13 protein-coding genes and 1 other annotated feature are annotated in these 16,783 nt (G+C 35.5%); of the genes, 5 read left to right on the plus strand and 8 right to left on the minus strand.

Going from position 1 to position 16,783, the window contains the following annotated elements; genetic code table 11:
- Positions 1-10: 10 nt before the first annotated feature.
- The 8 genes from ACM591_RS00905 to ACM591_RS00940 all read right to left on the minus strand — a co-directional run bounded on the left by ACM591_RS00905 (position 11) and on the right by ACM591_RS00940 (position 9,074).
- On the minus strand, positions 11-922 hold the full coding sequence (locus tag ACM591_RS00905) for a sulfite exporter TauE/SafE family protein (protein ID WP_047172971.1): 912 nt from the start codon (positions 920-922) through the stop codon (positions 11-13).
- 20 nt (positions 923-942) lie between these two features.
- Entirely contained in the window at positions 943-1,554 is a 612-nt protein-coding gene (locus ACM591_RS00910) for an NAD(P)-binding protein (RefSeq protein WP_047172972.1), read from the minus strand.
- 25 nt (positions 1,555-1,579) lie between these two features.
- Entirely contained in the window at positions 1,580-2,320 is a 741-nt protein-coding gene (locus ACM591_RS00915) for a sirohydrochlorin chelatase (RefSeq protein ID WP_042363471.1), read from the minus strand.
- Positions 2,321-2,365: 45 nt separating this feature from the next.
- On the minus strand, positions 2,366-3,139 hold the full coding sequence (gene cobA / locus ACM591_RS00920) for a uroporphyrinogen-III C-methyltransferase (RefSeq protein ID WP_029378770.1): 774 nt from the start codon (positions 3,137-3,139) through the stop codon (positions 2,366-2,368).
- A gap of 22 nt (positions 3,140-3,161) precedes the next feature.
- Positions 3,162-4,871 carry an NADPH-dependent assimilatory sulfite reductase hemoprotein subunit gene (locus ACM591_RS00925; protein ID WP_042363472.1) on the minus strand — a complete coding sequence of 570 codons (1,710 nt, stop codon included), beginning with the start codon at positions 4,869-4,871 and terminating at the stop codon, positions 3,162-3,164.
- A 15-nt stretch (positions 4,872-4,886) separates the two neighbouring features.
- The gene (locus ACM591_RS00930; protein ID WP_326026941.1) at positions 4,887-6,713 is read right to left on the minus strand and encodes an assimilatory sulfite reductase (NADPH) flavoprotein subunit; all 1,827 of its coding nucleotides are present in this window, start codon (positions 6,711-6,713) and stop codon (positions 4,887-4,889) included.
- Positions 6,714-6,899: 186 nt separating this feature from the next.
- The gene (locus ACM591_RS00935; protein ID WP_029378767.1) at positions 6,900-7,628 is read right to left on the minus strand and encodes a phosphoadenylyl-sulfate reductase; all 729 of its coding nucleotides are present in this window, start codon (positions 7,626-7,628) and stop codon (positions 6,900-6,902) included.
- A 606-nt stretch (positions 7,629-8,234) separates the two neighbouring features.
- Entirely contained in the window at positions 8,235-9,074 is an 840-nt protein-coding gene (locus ACM591_RS00940; protein ID WP_029378766.1) for a ParB/RepB/Spo0J family partition protein, read from the minus strand.
- Positions 9,075-9,262: 188 nt separating this feature from the next.
- Positions 9,263-9,641: a binding site (T-box leader), on the plus strand.
- Between the two features lie 62 nt (positions 9,642-9,703).
- On the opposite strand from ACM591_RS00940, the gene ACM591_RS00945 reads away from it, so the two are divergent.
- From ACM591_RS00945 to ACM591_RS00965, 5 genes are read left to right on the plus strand one after another with little or no spacing between them, the layout of a single operon-like run.
- Positions 9,704-10,807: a PLP-dependent transferase gene (locus ACM591_RS00945; protein ID WP_029378765.1), complete on the plus strand. Its 1,104-nt coding sequence runs from the start codon at positions 9,704-9,706 to the stop codon at positions 10,805-10,807.
- Positions 10,804-11,979, plus strand: a complete 1,176-nt coding sequence (gene metC, locus ACM591_RS00950) for a cystathionine beta-lyase MetC (protein ID WP_029378764.1) — start codon at positions 10,804-10,806, stop codon at positions 11,977-11,979. Before ACM591_RS00945 ends, metC begins: the two co-directional genes overlap by 4 nt.
- Entirely contained in the window at positions 11,933-13,774 is a 1,842-nt protein-coding gene (locus ACM591_RS00955; RefSeq protein ID WP_042363479.1) for a bifunctional homocysteine S-methyltransferase/methylenetetrahydrofolate reductase, read from the plus strand. The genes metC and ACM591_RS00955 overlap by 47 nt, the downstream gene beginning before the upstream one ends.
- Positions 13,768-16,014, plus strand: coding sequence for a 5-methyltetrahydropteroyltriglutamate--homocysteine S-methyltransferase (gene metE / locus ACM591_RS00960; RefSeq protein ID WP_326026113.1), 2,247 nt, complete (start codon positions 13,768-13,770; stop codon positions 16,012-16,014). Before ACM591_RS00955 ends, metE begins: the two co-directional genes overlap by 7 nt.
- 24 nt (positions 16,015-16,038) lie before the next feature.
- Positions 16,039-16,779 (plus strand): cyclase family protein, encoded by a 741-nt coding sequence (locus ACM591_RS00965; protein WP_029378761.1) that lies wholly within the window; start codon positions 16,039-16,041, stop codon positions 16,777-16,779.
- The last annotated feature ends 4 nt before the right edge of the window (positions 16,780-16,783 follow it).

The raw sequence follows: 16,783 nt of genomic DNA on the forward strand, positions 1-16,783 counted from the left end.
AACTCCTTTTTTAATCTACTTCATGCGCGTTGACTTTGGCATTATTTTTATTGAATATAAATGGTAATTTCTTATTTTGATATAGAGTGAAGAATAATAAACCAATCCAAATAACGATTAACGCTATTTTTACAGAGATTGAAAATGTTGGACTTACTTCAAATACACTTAATAAAGAACTAGTATTTGTGAAAATTATTAATCCACTGACACAAACAGCTAAAATATTCATAGGTAAAATCTTAACTAAATAAGCTGCAAATGGTGCTGCTATTAAACCACCAACACTTAATGCAATTACTAATCCCCAGTTAATTTGGCTCCACCCTAAAAAGATAATAAAACTAATAGAAGCTGAAACAGTTACAAAAAATTCACTCGCTGAAACTGTACCTATTGCATATCTTGGTTCTAATTTTTTCTGAGCTAATAGCAATGGCGTATTAACTGGTCCCCAGCCGCCACCACCAACAGAATCTAGAAAGCCTGCAACTGCACCTTGAGGAATCATTGAATATTTACCAATGCTTGAAGGTTCTTTAATTTCGTGTTTATTTCGTTTATATAAAAACTGATATAAAATATAAAAGCCCATTATTAATAAAAATATCGCGATAAATGGTTTGATAAATTCACTGTGAATATGGCTCAAAAATGCTGCACCTATAAAAGCAGTGACAGCACCTGGAAGCGCTAATTTAATCATCGTTGGCTTGTGTACATTATCAAACTTCCAATGTGATGTACCTGAAGCAGCTGTTGTCGCAATTTCTGAAAAATGTATGGTCGCAGAAACGATGGCTGGTGCTACACCAAACGTTAATAGTATAGATGAGGAAGATGCGCCAAAGCCCATTCCAAGCGAACCATCAATTAATTGTGCAAGAAAACCTGCAAGTGCAAATATAAATAGTTTATTCATGCGTCGTACTCCTTCCGACTCTACTTCATTGATTCAAGCCTTTTTATCATTTCAAGTTGCTTATTTTTCTCTCTATACGGTCGAGTTAAAACCATTTTCAAAAAGTCTTCTTTTTGGCTTTTAGACAATTGTGTTTGCTTAATGTGTTGTCTACATTCATATAAAAAATCAACATAGTCTTCATAACTACTATCAAAACGTTCTTTGAATTCTGATAAAATTTGTGCTGTTAGCTTAGGGCTAGCACCATTGGTAGAAATACTCAGTGTCAACTTTCCTCGACGCAATATACTTGGAAATACAATGTCACCTTCCTCAGCAACGGATGCCATATTGATAAATGCATGTTGAGGTTTTGAAGCTAGAATTTGTTGGTTGACTTCGCTACTATTGGTTGCAGCAATGATTAAATCCGCCTGTTTTATATCCTTTGCTTCGAATGATTTTGCATGCCAATGTATACCATCTTGTTCAACCATATGGCGTAAATGCTCAGAAATCGTAGGGCTAATGATGTGGATGTCTGTTGCATAATGTACTAAAGTACTAACTCTACGTTCAGCAACTTTACCACCACCAATGACAACAATTTGCTTTTTGGAAATATCTATCATAAGTGGTATAAACGGCATAACATCACTTCCTTCTTAGATTGAATTACTGAGTCACATATTCAAAAGTCTCTTCAACACGGTCTTTTAACGCATCTTGTAAATGCTTATGATTACCTAATCGTTTACAGAGTATGATTTCTTTGTCATCCTCGTATTCAACAATTTTCTTAGAAATCTGTTGATCTAGTATGCCAGTAAACCATATATAAGGTACAACATAGATTTGTGAACATTCTGAATGAACAGCATTATGCAAAGCTTCTTCAAAGGAAGGCTTACAAGCTGCCAAATAACATGTTTCAATGTCTTTAAATCCCGTTTGTTCTTGCAATTGGGACTTAATTGTCTCTACATCTATTTGAGTTTGTGGGTTATAACTGCCTCGTCCAATGATGAGCACTTTAGCATCACTGTTTGGCGTAACACCTGATGTTTCTATCCTCTGTTTTAAAATCTCAGTCAATCTTGGTTGTACCCCTAAAGGTTCACCATAAGTAACATGGACGTTGGGATGTTTTTGTTGATTACGTTCAATTTCTGATGGAATGTCCTTGAAATAGTGACCAGCACTTAATAACAATACTGGTATCACTGAAATTTCAGTTGCACCTTTATCCACTAAGCTTTGGAATCCTTGCGATAAGTCTGGGCTTGTTAATTCTAAAAAACAGGTCTCCTGCAGGGCCACATCAACTTGTACTTTTACTAAATCAATAAATGCTTTAGCTTCATTGACAGCATCGGGCACTCTACTACCGTGACTTACATATAAGACGCCTCGCATACTTACCCCTCCGTTTCTAGCTCTCTCAATAACACTGGTTACATGTTATTGATATGTTAGTTTCGCTACTGCTGATTCAACTGGCATCTCTTCAAACCAGCTAATGCGCTCTCTTAATTTGACTACTTCACCGACAACAATCATTGCAGGGTTTTCAATGTCTTTTGCAACTTCGACAATATTTGATAACGTACCTACCACAGTTTTTTGATATTCGGACGTTCCTAAACGTACTAATGCAACAGGGGTATCAGTAGCGCGGCCATGTTTGATTAACAACTCACTAATTTCAGGTAATTTTTTAACACCCATATAAATACATAGTGTTTCTGGCCCTAGGGCAAGGTGCTTCCAATAACTATCTTTATCTATATTTTTATTAATAACACCTGTAACAAATGCTACGGATGAACTATAGTCACGATGTGTTACTGGAATGCCTGCGTATGCTGGTGCCGCTACGCCAGAAGTTATGCCAGGGACAATTTCAAATGGCACATGGTGCTCAGCTAATATTTCCGCTTCTTCTCCACCTCTACCAAAGATAAAAGGATCGCCACCTTTTAATCTTGTTACTACTTGTCCTTTTTTGGCTAAATTCACGAGTAATTTATTTGTGTCTTCTTGCGGCAACGAATGGCGATTAGGATCTTTACCACAGTACATAAATTTTGCTGTGGGTGATGCATGATTTAACAATTCTTTATTCACCAATCGGTCATACAAGATTACATCTGCTTGTTCAATTGCTTTTAATCCTTTAACTGTAATCAGATCAGGATCTCCAGGCCCTGCGCCTACTAAAAATACTTTGCCCATCCTGTCACCACTTTCTCAAATTTTAACTATGGAACGTCTGTCCATCTCTTACTTCTTCAACAATTCCTGCACGTACAACGAAATCTCCGAAATGCTCTCCTTCATTTCTTTCTTTAGCATATTGGATTAGTATTGGTTTTAAGCTTTCTAATATTTCTGCTTCACCGATATTTTCTTTGTAGATTTTATTTAATCTATCGCCTGTAAATCCGCCACCCAAATACATATTATATTTGCCTGGACCTTTACCGATAAAAGCAATTTCTGCTAATGCCGGTCTCGCACAACCATTTGGACATCCAGTCATTCTAATCGTAATTTCTTCTTCGTTTAATCCCGCTTCATCAAGTAAATTTTCAATTTTACTTATGAGGGAAGGTAGATATCTTTCTGATTCTGCCATGGCTAGACCACATGTTGGGAATGCCACACAAGCCATAGAATTTCGTCTCAGACCTGTATAATTTTCACCATCTGTAATGCCATACTCAGCGATGATTTTTTCGATTTCGGGTTTTTTATCTGCAGACACATTAGCAATTACTAAATTCTGGTTAGGTGTTAACCTAAAATCACCTGTATGAATTTCTGCTATATTTCTTAATGCAGTTTTTAATTTATATTCTTCAGTGTCTTTGACGCGTCCATTTTGAACAAATAATGTATAGTGCCATTGCCCACTACCCTCTGTCCAACCATAGCGATCACCATTGTCATCAAAGTGATACGGACGTGCCTCTTCTAATTTCCAACCTAAACGGTTGTTGATTTCATTTTTAATCCAATCAACACCAAGTCTATCTACTGTGTATTTAAAGCGGGCATTCGTACGTACTTCACGATTACCATAATCTCTTTGAACGGTTAAGATTTTTTCACAGACATCTACGACTTCTTCTTTCGGGAAGTATCCAATAAGACGTCCAACTTGTGGATATGTGGCTGTATCACCATGTTTCATACCCATACCACCGCCTACAGTGATATTGAATCCAATAAGTTCATCGTTTTCTAAAATGGCAATCAACCCAATATCTTGAGAGTACACATCTATATCATTTGATGGTGGCACCGCGATACCAATCTTAAATTTACGTGGAAGATAAGTTTTACCATAAAGTGGCTCTGGCTCTTCATCGCTTGTATCCAATACTTTTTCACCATCTAACCAAATCTCATGATATGCCTGTGTCTTTGGTGAAAGGTGTCGGCTAATGTCACTTGCGATCTGATTAACTTCACTATGCACATCAGATTGGTAAGGATTAGGGTTGCACATCACGTTACGATTTACATCTCCACATGCTGCGAGTGTATCTAGTAACGATTGATTGATGTCTTTCATCGTTTGTTTTAGGTTATGTTTTAAGATGCCATGAAATTGAAATGCTTGTCTTGTTGTTAATTTTATTGTGTTATTCGCATATGTGTTTGCGATATCGTCCATCGCAATCCATTGAGCTGCTGTCGAAGCACCACCTGGCGCACGTACTCTAATCATAAAACTATAAGCAGGTTCTAACTTTTGTTTTCTACGTTCATCACGAATATCTCTATCGTCTTGCATATAACTACCATGGAATTTCAATAATTTCGTATCTTCTTCAGCGATTGCACCTGTCACTCTGTCTGCTAAACCTTCGACAATCGAGCCACGAAGATAATCACTGTCTGTTTTAATGCGTTCCATTTCATCGAGTTTGTCTGAAAAATTCACTTTTGTTTCAGCCATATCATCATCCCTCTCTTAATAAACATCTCTTTGATAACGTTTGTCTTTTTTCATTTGAGTAAGATACGCTTCTGCATCTGTTTCAGACATGCCACCTTCTTGTTCTAAAACATAGCGTATGGTTTCATGTACATCTTTTGCCATGTTCTTTTCATCACCACAAACATATAATGCAGCGCCATCTATCAACCATTGATAAAACTCTTCGCTTTTCTCTGCAATGCGGTGTTGAACATATACTTTTTCATCAGTATCACGTGAAAATGCCACGTCTAATTTGGATAATGTTTCGTCTTTTAACCATGCTTGCCATTCCGTTTGATATAAAAAGTCGGTTGTGAAATATTGTTCACCAAAGAATAGCCATGTATTACCAGATAATCCCAACTCTTCTCGTTCTTGTAAATATGATCTAAACGGTGCTACGCCTGTACCAGGACCAATCATAATTACAGGTGTTGTTTCGTCAAATGGGAATTTGAAATTTGGATTTTTCTTTAAATATATTGGAATTGTATCTCCCGGTTGTACGCGTTCAGCTAATTGTACAGAACATACACCATTACGAGCTCGTTCATGTGCTTCATATCTCACTGCACCAACAGTTATGTGAACCTCATCAGGTGTTGCTTCGTAACTACTTGCTATAGAATATTCTCTTGGTGGTAATTTTCTTAAGAATTTATATAAATTGTCAGGACTTAAGTTTGCTGCTGGGAATGCATTTAATAGGTCGATAACATCGCGGCCATCAATGTATTGTTGTATCCACTCAGCATCTTCTACATGTGCAAGTAATTCGGTATTACCAAATAACTCAGCTGCTTTTTGTAATAATGGTTTCGTTAATTTTGTAACTTCAAAGTGTTCTGTTAATGCTTTTTCTAAAGTTAATGTATCACCGTCGTCATTAATATTTACTTTTGTCTCTTTATCCCAGTCTAATGTCTCTATTAATGATGACACTATTTCGGGATCATTTTGAGGTAAGACTACGACACAGTCTCCAGGTTCAAATGATTCTCCATAATTGTCTAGCAATAACTCAACGTGTCTAACTTCTTTGTTAGATCCTCTACCGTTGAGGTTAATATTTTCTAGCACTTCTGCTTGATATGGATTCGCTTTGGTATAACGTTTTTCTTTTGCTGATTGCACAGTTTCAGTGGATGTCACTGTTGGCTCATTACCAGAAGATTGGTTGATTATTTCAATATTTGTGTTCATCCATTTTTCTGCTAATTCATCAAAATCTAAATCACAATCTTGTCTTTCAGCTAATTGTTCAGCGCCTAACTCTTGTAACCTCGCATCAAAATCCTTACCAGTTTGGCAGAAATATTCATACGATTCGTCACCTAAAGCTAATACTGAGTACCTTACATTTTCTAATTTCGGTGCCTTACGACTATGTATAAATTCGTGGAATGTAAGTGCATTATCTGGAGGGTCACCTTCACCATGTGTAGCAGTAATGACAAATAAATCCTCTACTTTTTTCAATTCTTTTGGTTTAAATTCGTCCATCGCTGTTAATTTCACGGTATGATTTTGTTCAACAAGACGGTCTGCAAATATTTCAGCTAAACTCTGTGCATTACCTGTTTCAGAACCATAAACGACAGTGATGTGACGGTTATTTTTTTCTGTATCTGCTTCAGAATTTAATACATATGCTGCTACTTCTTGTGGCACTTCAGAGGCTGATTCTTGTGTTGTTTGTTGTGCTGTGAGATAGCCACTTAGCCAAATTTGTTGCTCTGTTGTTAATGTTTGAAAAATTTGATTTAACTGCTTTGCCTGCTCGGCGTCAAAAGGACTATTTGATACTGATAAATTCACAATGCGTTCACCTCAATTTTATTTTTAAAACTTATTATTTTTTAATTTTTATATTTGGTATCAATTAATATCTATAGATTAATTGATTGGGAAATATTTTAAAATGGTACAATATACGATGACTAAATTCATTATATACCCGATACGAATACTAAGGTATTAGGTTAAAAAATTTTATAACCTAAGTTATGGTTTATTAGTTGTATGAAGACCACATTCTGTTTTAGTAGAATTACTCCATCTACCTTCTCTTGAATCTCCTGAGCCCGAAACAGCTGCTGTACATGGAATACAACCAATACTCGGATAATTAAAATCATGTAATTCATTATAATGCAAATCATATTTTTTGATATATGCCCATACGTCATCCCATGTCCAATGAATCAATGGACACACTTTAACAGACTTAAATCGCTCATCTTTATTAATAAAATTAGTAGACTGACGACTTGGTGATTGCTCTCTTCTTAATCCTGAAACCCAAGCAGTCGCACCAGACAATACTTCTTCAAGAGGTTTGATTTTACGAATGTAACAACATTGATTTGGATCGTTCTTCCAGAGCGCTGGATTAAATTGATCGGCCTGTTCTTCTAAAGTAAGATCTGGCTGTTTAAGTTTTATATTCAATTCTGGATAACGTGCTTTAACACGATCTATTAAATCATATGTTTCTTGGAAATGAAGGTTTGTATCTAAGAATACAATTTCAGCATCTTTTTTCACACTGTAAATTAGATCAATTAAAATCATACCTTCAGCACCAAAGCTACATGAATATATAATAGAATCGCCATATGTTTCATACGCCCATGTAATTACTTCACGAGCGCCTTTTGTTTCGTCTGTGATATCTAATGTATCAAAAGCGTTTGGCTTAAAGTTCTCATACGTAATTTTTGCTTCTGACATGAATGGGTCATCCCCTTTTCTTTTAATGTGCTTTGATTAAAAGTTCACGTTATATTTATTTTTTTAGAATTATTCGAAAATAATTATGTTAAACACTTTACTCACTGAAATTTTTTATGTCAAGTTCATCTTTTAATAATTAAAAATATTAAACTTACACTAATACCTTCCAATGAAAGCGCTACAAACGCTTGTTTTAAAAGCTTTTCGATAATTATTTTAAAAAAATAATTATAATAATCTAATGATTGTAATATCGCTCAAACATGCGTTTTTATAGCATTTCTATATTTTTTGAAAAATTTTTAAATTTTTATAATGATTCTAATTTAAATACAAAAAATACCAACAAACATTTAAATGTTTGTTGGTATTTAGTAATTATTTTATTATATACATGTTTATTAAACAGAGCAGGTCAATTTCATATGCATGTTTCAAAACGGATACCATCAATTCAAATATTCAGTAACTATATCTGTCGTGTTTAAAATTGTATTACTGAAAATAGAATAAGACAGAAATCATCTGCTTCTAAAATCATTTCTAAACTAAAGATCCTAAGTGCAAATTTGATATTTATGGTCTACATGTCTGATCTGATAATTAGTCATTGTTATATTTGTTATTCAATTGATGTATTAAGCGTTTGAATTCTGCTTCAGATTTAAATTCAAACGTAATTTGTCCTTTAGTCTTGTTTGTAGATATCGCTACATTTGACCCGTACTGTTCTTTTAGTTGTCTCTCTTGTTGGCGAATAAATTTTGGTTTCGTAGCCTTCGGATTTTCAATTTCTTGTTCTTTTTTGCTACTGAAGCGTGTAGTTACATATTGCTCTAATTCTCTTACACTCCATGACTCCTTATGAGCTTTATTAGCGATTTGTTGCATTTTTTGCGTATCTTTGACAATCAATAAAGTGCGTCCATGTGCACCAGATAGCGTACCATTTTTCACCATATCAGAGACTGATTTAGGCAAGTGCAACAAGCGCAACATATTTGCTATATAAGGTCTTGATTTACTTAGACGCTGTGCAACTGCTTGTTGTGTTAGGTTTAAATCATCCATCAGTTTACGGTAACTTTCTGCTTCTTCAATTGCATTTAAATCTTCACGTTGTAAATTTTCTATAATAGCTAGTTCCATCATATCTTCGTCTGTTAGTGATTTTATGATTGCAGGAACTTCTCTTAAACCGGCAATACTAGCAGCTCTAAAACGTCTTTCACCTACAACGATATGATAACCAGCAATTGTTTTTCTTAACACGATTGGTTGAAGGATACCATGTAATTTAATAGATTCAGCAAGATCTTTTAAACGTTCCTCATCAAATGTTTTACGCGGTTGATATGGATTAGCTTTAATATCTTGAATTTTTATATTTTGAACTTGTGCATCTGCTTCTAAAGTTAACCTTTGATCTAGTTCATTTTCGATTTTTAAACACCTACTTCCCTTATCATCATCAGAATGATGTATGTGCTCATACGCTCATTATATCATCACTACAAAACCATAAAAGACAACAAGCAATATTTAGTTTAATCTAAATTTTCAGAAAAGTTATTGACAAATGTAATTTTAATGTGTAACCTTGGGTATATCAAATTCGTAAATCACATATTTCACACACAGTAACAAGGAAAGTAAAACTTACACTACTGACACAGAGAGTCTTTGATACGCTGAAAGAAGACACGGAAAGAAAGTTTGAAAATGGCCTTTGAGTGTTGATGCCAATATGAGGTATCAACGGGATCGCCCGTTATAGCGATACAGTATTAACATTTTGTTAAATGGCGTACTGGATTTTTCCACACGTCGTATATTTCGTTAATACTCATTTTATCCCAACATAAGATGAGTTTTTATTTTTTATCGAAAATACGATATCACGATTCAGACAACGCTAATCATTCAACAATTTGGCGTACTGGATAAGGTTACTTTAGTGATAAAGTAGCAAACAAAGGTGGTACCGCGAGCTAAGCTTTCGTCCTTTACATCCGAATAATTCGGGTTTAAAGGACGGAAGCTTTTTTATTTTAACAAGGAGGTTAACAATTATGAAAAATACTGAATTCGCACAGATCGCACTTTCACAAGATCATACAGGAGCAATCGCTAATCCAATATACTTATCTACAGCCTATCAACACCCTAAGCTCGGAGCGTCAACAGGATATGACTATACAAGAACTAAAAACCCTACACGTTCGGCTTTTGAAGAAGCATTTGCAAAACTTGAAAGAGGTGCTGCTTCATTTGCAACATCCAGTGGCATGTCTGCCATTCAATTAATTTGTAACTTATTCAAATCTGGCGATGAAATTCTAGTTTCTTTCGACTTATATGGTGGTACTTTTAGACTTTTTGATTTTTATGAGCAGCAATACGGTATACATTTCAAATATGTTGACTTCCTAAATTATGAAGAAGTAGAGCAAAGTATTACAGAAAACACAAAAGCACTTTTTATCGAACCAATTTCTAATCCACAAATGATAGAAGTAGATATTGACCCATATTACATTTTAAGTAAAAAATTCAATCTACTATCTATCATAGATAACACATTTTTAACACCATATCTTTCAACACCACTTGAAGAAGGTGCAGATATCGTTTTACATTCGGCTACAAAATATATCGGAGGCCATAACGATGTACTCGCAGGTGTCGTAACTGTAAAAGATGAACAACTTGCAGAACAACTAGGGCAATTACACAACATGATAGGCGCAACGCTGTCACCTTTTGATAGTTATCTATTGCAACGTGGATTAAAAACGCTGCATTTAAGAATGGATCGTTCTGAATATAATGCTAAATTACTTGCCGAACGATGTAATCAATTAGAAGCCATTGACCAAGTGCTCTACAGTGGACGTACTGGTATGTTGAGTTTAAGGCTGAACAAAGATTATAAAGCTGATAAATTTTTAGAACACTTAGAGGTTTGCATTTTCGCTGAAAGCTTAGGTGGCACTGAAACATTTATTACTTTCCCATATACACAAACACACGTAGATATGCCAGATGAAGAAAAGGATAAGCGCGGTATAGATGAATATCTATTAAGATTATCGATTGGCATTGAAAACTACGAAGATATTGAACAAGATATTATTCAAGCATTAGAAAAATCTAAACAAGGAGTGATTTTATGAGTTTATCAAAAGAAACAGAAGTAATATTCGATGCACATAGAGGGATTGACTATAATTCAGCAAATCCTCCCTTATACGATTCTTCAACATTTCACCAACAAGTTCTAGGTGGAGATGCTCAATATGATTATGCTAGAAGTGGCAATCCAAACCGTGCTCTTTTAGAAGAAAAGCTAGCTAAACTGGAAGGTGGCAGTCATGCCTTTGCCTACGCTTCTGGCATTGCAGCAATTTCAGCAGTGTTACTCACGTTAAATGCTGGTGATCATGTCATTCTGCCAGATGATGTTTATGGTGGTACATTCAGATTGACCGAACAAATATTAACACGCTTTAACATTCAATTTTCTACTGTAGATACAACGCACTTAAAAGAAATTGAAAATGCGATCCAAGACAATACGAAATTAATATATATTGAAACGCCATCAAATCCATTATTTAAAATTACAGATATTCGAGGAGCAGCAGATATTGCCAGAAACAACAATCTTTTACTCGCTGTCGACAATACCTTTATGACGCCACTAGGCCAATCACCATTAGCACTCGGCGCAGATGTTGTTGTACATAGCGCCACTAAATTCCTAGGTGGCCACAGTGACATTATTGCTGGCGTAGCTGTTACTAACAATCAAGCACTCGCTGACGCGCTTTACCTATTACAAAATGGTACTGGTAATGCGTTATCTGCACAAGATAGTTGGACATTGGCTAAACATTTAAAAACTTTACCTGTTCGTTTTCAACAATCTGTTGAAAATGCCAAACAAATCTATGAATTCTTAGCACAATGTGAGCAAATCTCAGAAGTCTATTACCCAGGAAATAGCGAGCTACACTTGTCTCAATCACATCATGGTGGTGCTGTCTTAGGTTTCAGATTGAAAGATGAGACAAAAGCACAAGCATTTGTCGATGCCTTATCATTACCTTTAGTTTCAGTAAGTTTAGGAGGCGTTGAAACAATTCTCTCTCATCCAGCTACGATGTCACATGCAGCTGTACCTAAAGCAGTACGTGAAGAACGTAATATCACATTTGGGTTATTTAGATTGAGTGTCGGATTAGAATCAGCCGACGAATTGATTTCAGATTTAAATTACGCATTTAAGGAGGCCTTCAATGAGTCAACTACTCGACAAACTAAAATCCAACATATTAGTAGCTGATGGCGCTATCGGTACGATCCTTTACTCTGAAGGTCTAGACACTTGCCCTGAAGCATATAACTTAAATCATCCAGATAAAGTTGAACGCATTCACCGCACATATATTGAAGCTGGTGCAGATATTATTCAAACCAATACGTATGGTGCAAATTTTGAAAAGTTAAAAGTTTTTGGTTTAGAACATAGAGTGAAAGACATTCACCAAGCAGCAGTTCAAATTGCCAAAAAAGCAGCAAATGATGATACTTTCATCTTAGGAACAGTCGGTGGTTTTAGAGGTATTAAACAAGAAGATTTAGAGCTATCTTCTATTCAATATCACACTGAAATCCAAGTAGAAACCTTAGTCAATGCTGGTGTAGATGGCATTCTCTTTGAAACCTACTATGATTTGCAAGAACTTACTAATATTATTAAGGCTACAAAGAGTAAATACGATATTCCAATTATCGCTCAACTAACCGCATTAAATACAAATTATTTAAGAGATGGTACTGAAATCAATCAAGCACTACAACAAGTAACTGCAAGCGGTGCAGATGTGGTCGGATTAAACTGTCACCATGGTCCACACCATATGCAGCAATCCTTTTCACACATCGAATTACCAGAAGGTGCATATTTATCTTGTTACCCAAATGCAAGCCTATTAGATATTGAAAATAGCCAATTTAAATATAGCGATAATGCATCTTATTTTGGTAAAGTCGCTGAACAATTGATTAACGAAGGCGTAAGACTTATTGGTGGTTGTTGTGGCACAACACCTGAACATATCCAATATATTAAATCATCCGTAGCCGGTTTAAACCCTGTTACTAAAAAAGATGTTATACCGATTACAAAATATATCAATAACACAGAAAAAGAACCCAAAAAACAGAACCTTAAATCAAAAGTTGAAAATCGTCCTACTATCATTGTGGAGTTGGATACGCCGAAGCACCTTGACACAGAAACATTTTTCAGAAATATCAAAAAACTTGATGATGCAAAGATTGATGCCGTCACTTTAGCAGATAATTCATTAGCAACGGTCCGCATTAGCAATGTGGCTGCTGCAAGCATTATTAAACAGCGCTATGATATCGAACCATTGGTCCATATCACTTGTCGCGACAGAAATCTCATCGGATTGCAATCTCACCTATTAGGGTTGTCGTTACTAGATATCAACGAAATTTTAACAATTACTGGTGATCCTTCAAAGATTGGTCATTTACCGGGTGCAACCAATGTTTATGATGTTAATTCTAAAGGGCTAACCGAAATTGCCTTACGTTTTAACCAAGGTATTAACACTGATGGTGATGCGCTGAAGACAAAGACAAACTTCAACATCGCAGGTGCTTTTGATCCAAACGTAAGAAAGTTAGACGGTGCAGTTAGACGCTTAGAGAAAAAGTTAGAGAGCGGCATGCACTACTTCATAACTCAGCCAGTCTATAGCAAAGAAAAAATTAAAGAAGTTTACGAAGCGACGAAACACTTAGACGTCCCCTTCTTTATAGGTATAATGCCCGTTACAAGCTATAACAACGCATTATTCTTACACAACGAAGTACCTGGCATTAAATTATCAGAAACAATATTAGAACAATTTGAAGCAGTCAAAGATGATAAAGCCAAAACAAAGGCTTTAAGTCTCAAACTTTCAAAAGAATTGATTGACACCGTACACGAGTATTTCAATGGTTTGTATTTAATTACACCATTTCAAAAAGTCGATTACACATTAGAACTTGCAAACTATTCAAAAACAATTACTTTAACTAAACAGGAGGCAATATTATGACAATTAAAACATCAAATTTAGGTTTTCCAAGGTTAGGTAGAAAAAGAGAATGGAAGAAAGCAATCGAAGGATACTGGTCAAACAAATATGATTTAGAAACGCTTCACCAACAATTAACAGATTTACACAAAGAGAACTTATTACTCCAAAAAAATTACAATTTATCTAGTATTCCGGTTGGAGATTTCTCATTATATGACCATATCCTTGATACATCGTTACTCTTTAATATCATCCCTGAACGCTTTCAAGGTAAAGACGTAGATGATGATTTATTATTCGATATTGCCAGAGGTAATAAAGAACATGTTGCAAGTGCATTAATCAAATGGTTCAACACAAACTATCACTATATCGTTCCAGAATGGGATCATGCTGAACCTAAATTAAATAAAAACGTGTTACTTGAGCGTTTCAACTATGCACAATCACTTAATATAAATGCGCATCCAGTTATTGTAGGCCCAATTACATTTGTTAAATTATCTAAAGGTGGCACGCAGTCATTTGAAGAAAAAATAAATACACTTTTACCATTATATAAAGAAGTTCTACAATCATTAGTTGACGCAGGTGCTGAATATATACAAATCGATGAGCCAGCATTAGTTACCAACGATAGCTCGGAATATGAAACTATCACACAAGCTGCCTATGATTATTTCTCTGAGGCTGGTTTAGGTGAACACTTAGTACTACAAACTTATTTCGAACGTGTTAACTTAAAATTCTTAAATGGTCTCCCTGTTAAAGGGTTAGGTTTAGATTTCGTACATGACAATGGATTTAATCTACAACAAATTAAAGCAGGCGATTTAGACAGCTCTAAAACACTTCATGCAGGAATTATCGACGGCCGTAACGTTTGGGCTGCTGATATCGAAGCTAAAAAAGAACTAATTGAAACGTTACAAGCATATTCAAATGACCTTGTCATCCAGCCTTCATCTTCACTATTACACGTTCCTGTGTCACTAGATGATGAAACACTAGATACTTCAATCGCTGAAGGTTTGAGTTTCGCTACCGAAAAATTAGATGAATTAGATGCACTCAGACGCTTATTCAATGATAGCGATGATTCAAAATATAATGAGTTGAAGGCACGTTATGAACGTTTCCAAAACCAATCATTTAAAAATCTTGAATACGATTTTGATAGTGTACGTACTTCAAGACAATCAGCTTTTAAAGAACGTAAAAAAGCACAAGACGCACGCCTAAATTTACCAGATTTACCAACAACGACGATTGGTTCTTTCCCACAATCTCAAGAGGTTCGTAAGTATCGCGCAGATTGGAAAAATAGTCGTATCACAGATGCAGCATATAAAGACTTCTTAAAAAATGAGATTGCTCGTTGGATTAAAATTCAAGAAGACATTGGTCTAGATGTTCTTGTACATGGTGAATTCGAACGTAACGATATGGTAGAATTCTTTGGTGAAAAACTACAAGGTTTCCTAGTAACGAAATACGGTTGGGTACAATCATACGGTTCACGTGCGGTTAAGCCACCAGTTATTTATGGAGATGTAAAATGGACAGAACCACTTACTGTCAAAGAAACACTATATGCGCAAAGTTTAACTGACAAACCAGTTAAAGGTATGTTAACTGGCCCTGTCACTATTTTAAACTGGTCATTTGAACGTGTTGATTTGCCACGTGAAGATGTCCAAGATCAAATCGCATTAGCAATTAATGAAGAAGTATTAGCACTTGAAAACGAAGGTATTCAAATCATCCAAGTTGATGAACCTGCTTTAAGAGAAGGCTTACCGCTTCGTTCAGAGTATCATGCAGACTATTTAGATAAAGCAGTTCGTTCATTCAAACTATCAACATCTTCAGTCGCTGATGAAACACAAATTCATACACATATGTGTTATTCTCAGTTTGGTCAAATCATTCATGCAATTTACGACTTAGATGCAGACGTCATTTCTATTGAAACATCACGTAGCCATGGTGATTTAATTCAAGACTTTGAAGACATCACATACGATTTAGGTATCGGTTTAGGTGTATATGATATTCATAGTCCACGTATTCCAACTGAATCAGAAATTACAGAAGCAATTAACCGTGCTTTACAAGAAATTGATCGTTCACTATTCTGGGTAAACCCTGACTGTGGTTTGAAAACACGTAAAGAAGATGAAGTTAAAGAAGCACTTAGCGTGTTAGTAAATTCCGTAGATAAATTACGTAAATCAACAAATACTGCAACTGTTTAATTATCAATCTTGTAGGTGATGCCAATGAGTTATCCTTTATGGAAGCAATTAGAACAATTAAAATCATCAACGTGGGTCGACCTGACCCACACCTTTGATGAAACTATTCCCTGTTTCAGTGAATTTGAACGTGCCAAAGTTTCAACACTTTTCAATGTTCCAGACGATGGCTTTTATGTTCAAAATTGGAATATTGTAAGTCAGTATGGTACTCATATTGACGCCCCTATTCACTTTGTAGAAAATACACGTTACTTACATGAATTAAATTTAAAAGAATTAGCCCTACCACTTGTAGTTTTAGATTTTTCACAAAATGTAGCGGAAGATGCCGATTTTATTTTAACGCGTAGTCATATTGAACAATGGGAAGCTGAGCATGGCACAATTGAACCTGAGACATTTGTTGCCTTTCGCAGTGATTGGTCAAAACGTTGGCCAAATATCGAAGCATTTGAAAATAAAGACTCCGATGGTAACCAACATTTACCAGGTTGGGGGCTAGACGCTTTGAAGTATTTACTTGAAGAACGTAAAGTTAAAGCGATTGGTCATGAAACTTTCGATACAGATGCCTCAGTAGATATTGCAAAAAACGGTGACATCATAGGTGAACGTTACGTGTTAGGTCAAGACACCTACCAAGTTGAGCTACTAACCAATTTAGATCAATTGCCTAATCGAGGCGCAATCATTTATGCCATTAGCCCCAAACCGAAAGATGCACCAGGGTTCCCTGTTCGTGCATTCGCGATAAAACCTTAAACTT

The sequence above is a fragment of the Staphylococcus sp. Ze2 genome, from assembly GCF_048568365.1.
GTDB lineage: Bacteria > Bacillota > Bacilli > Staphylococcales > Staphylococcaceae > Staphylococcus > Staphylococcus xylosus.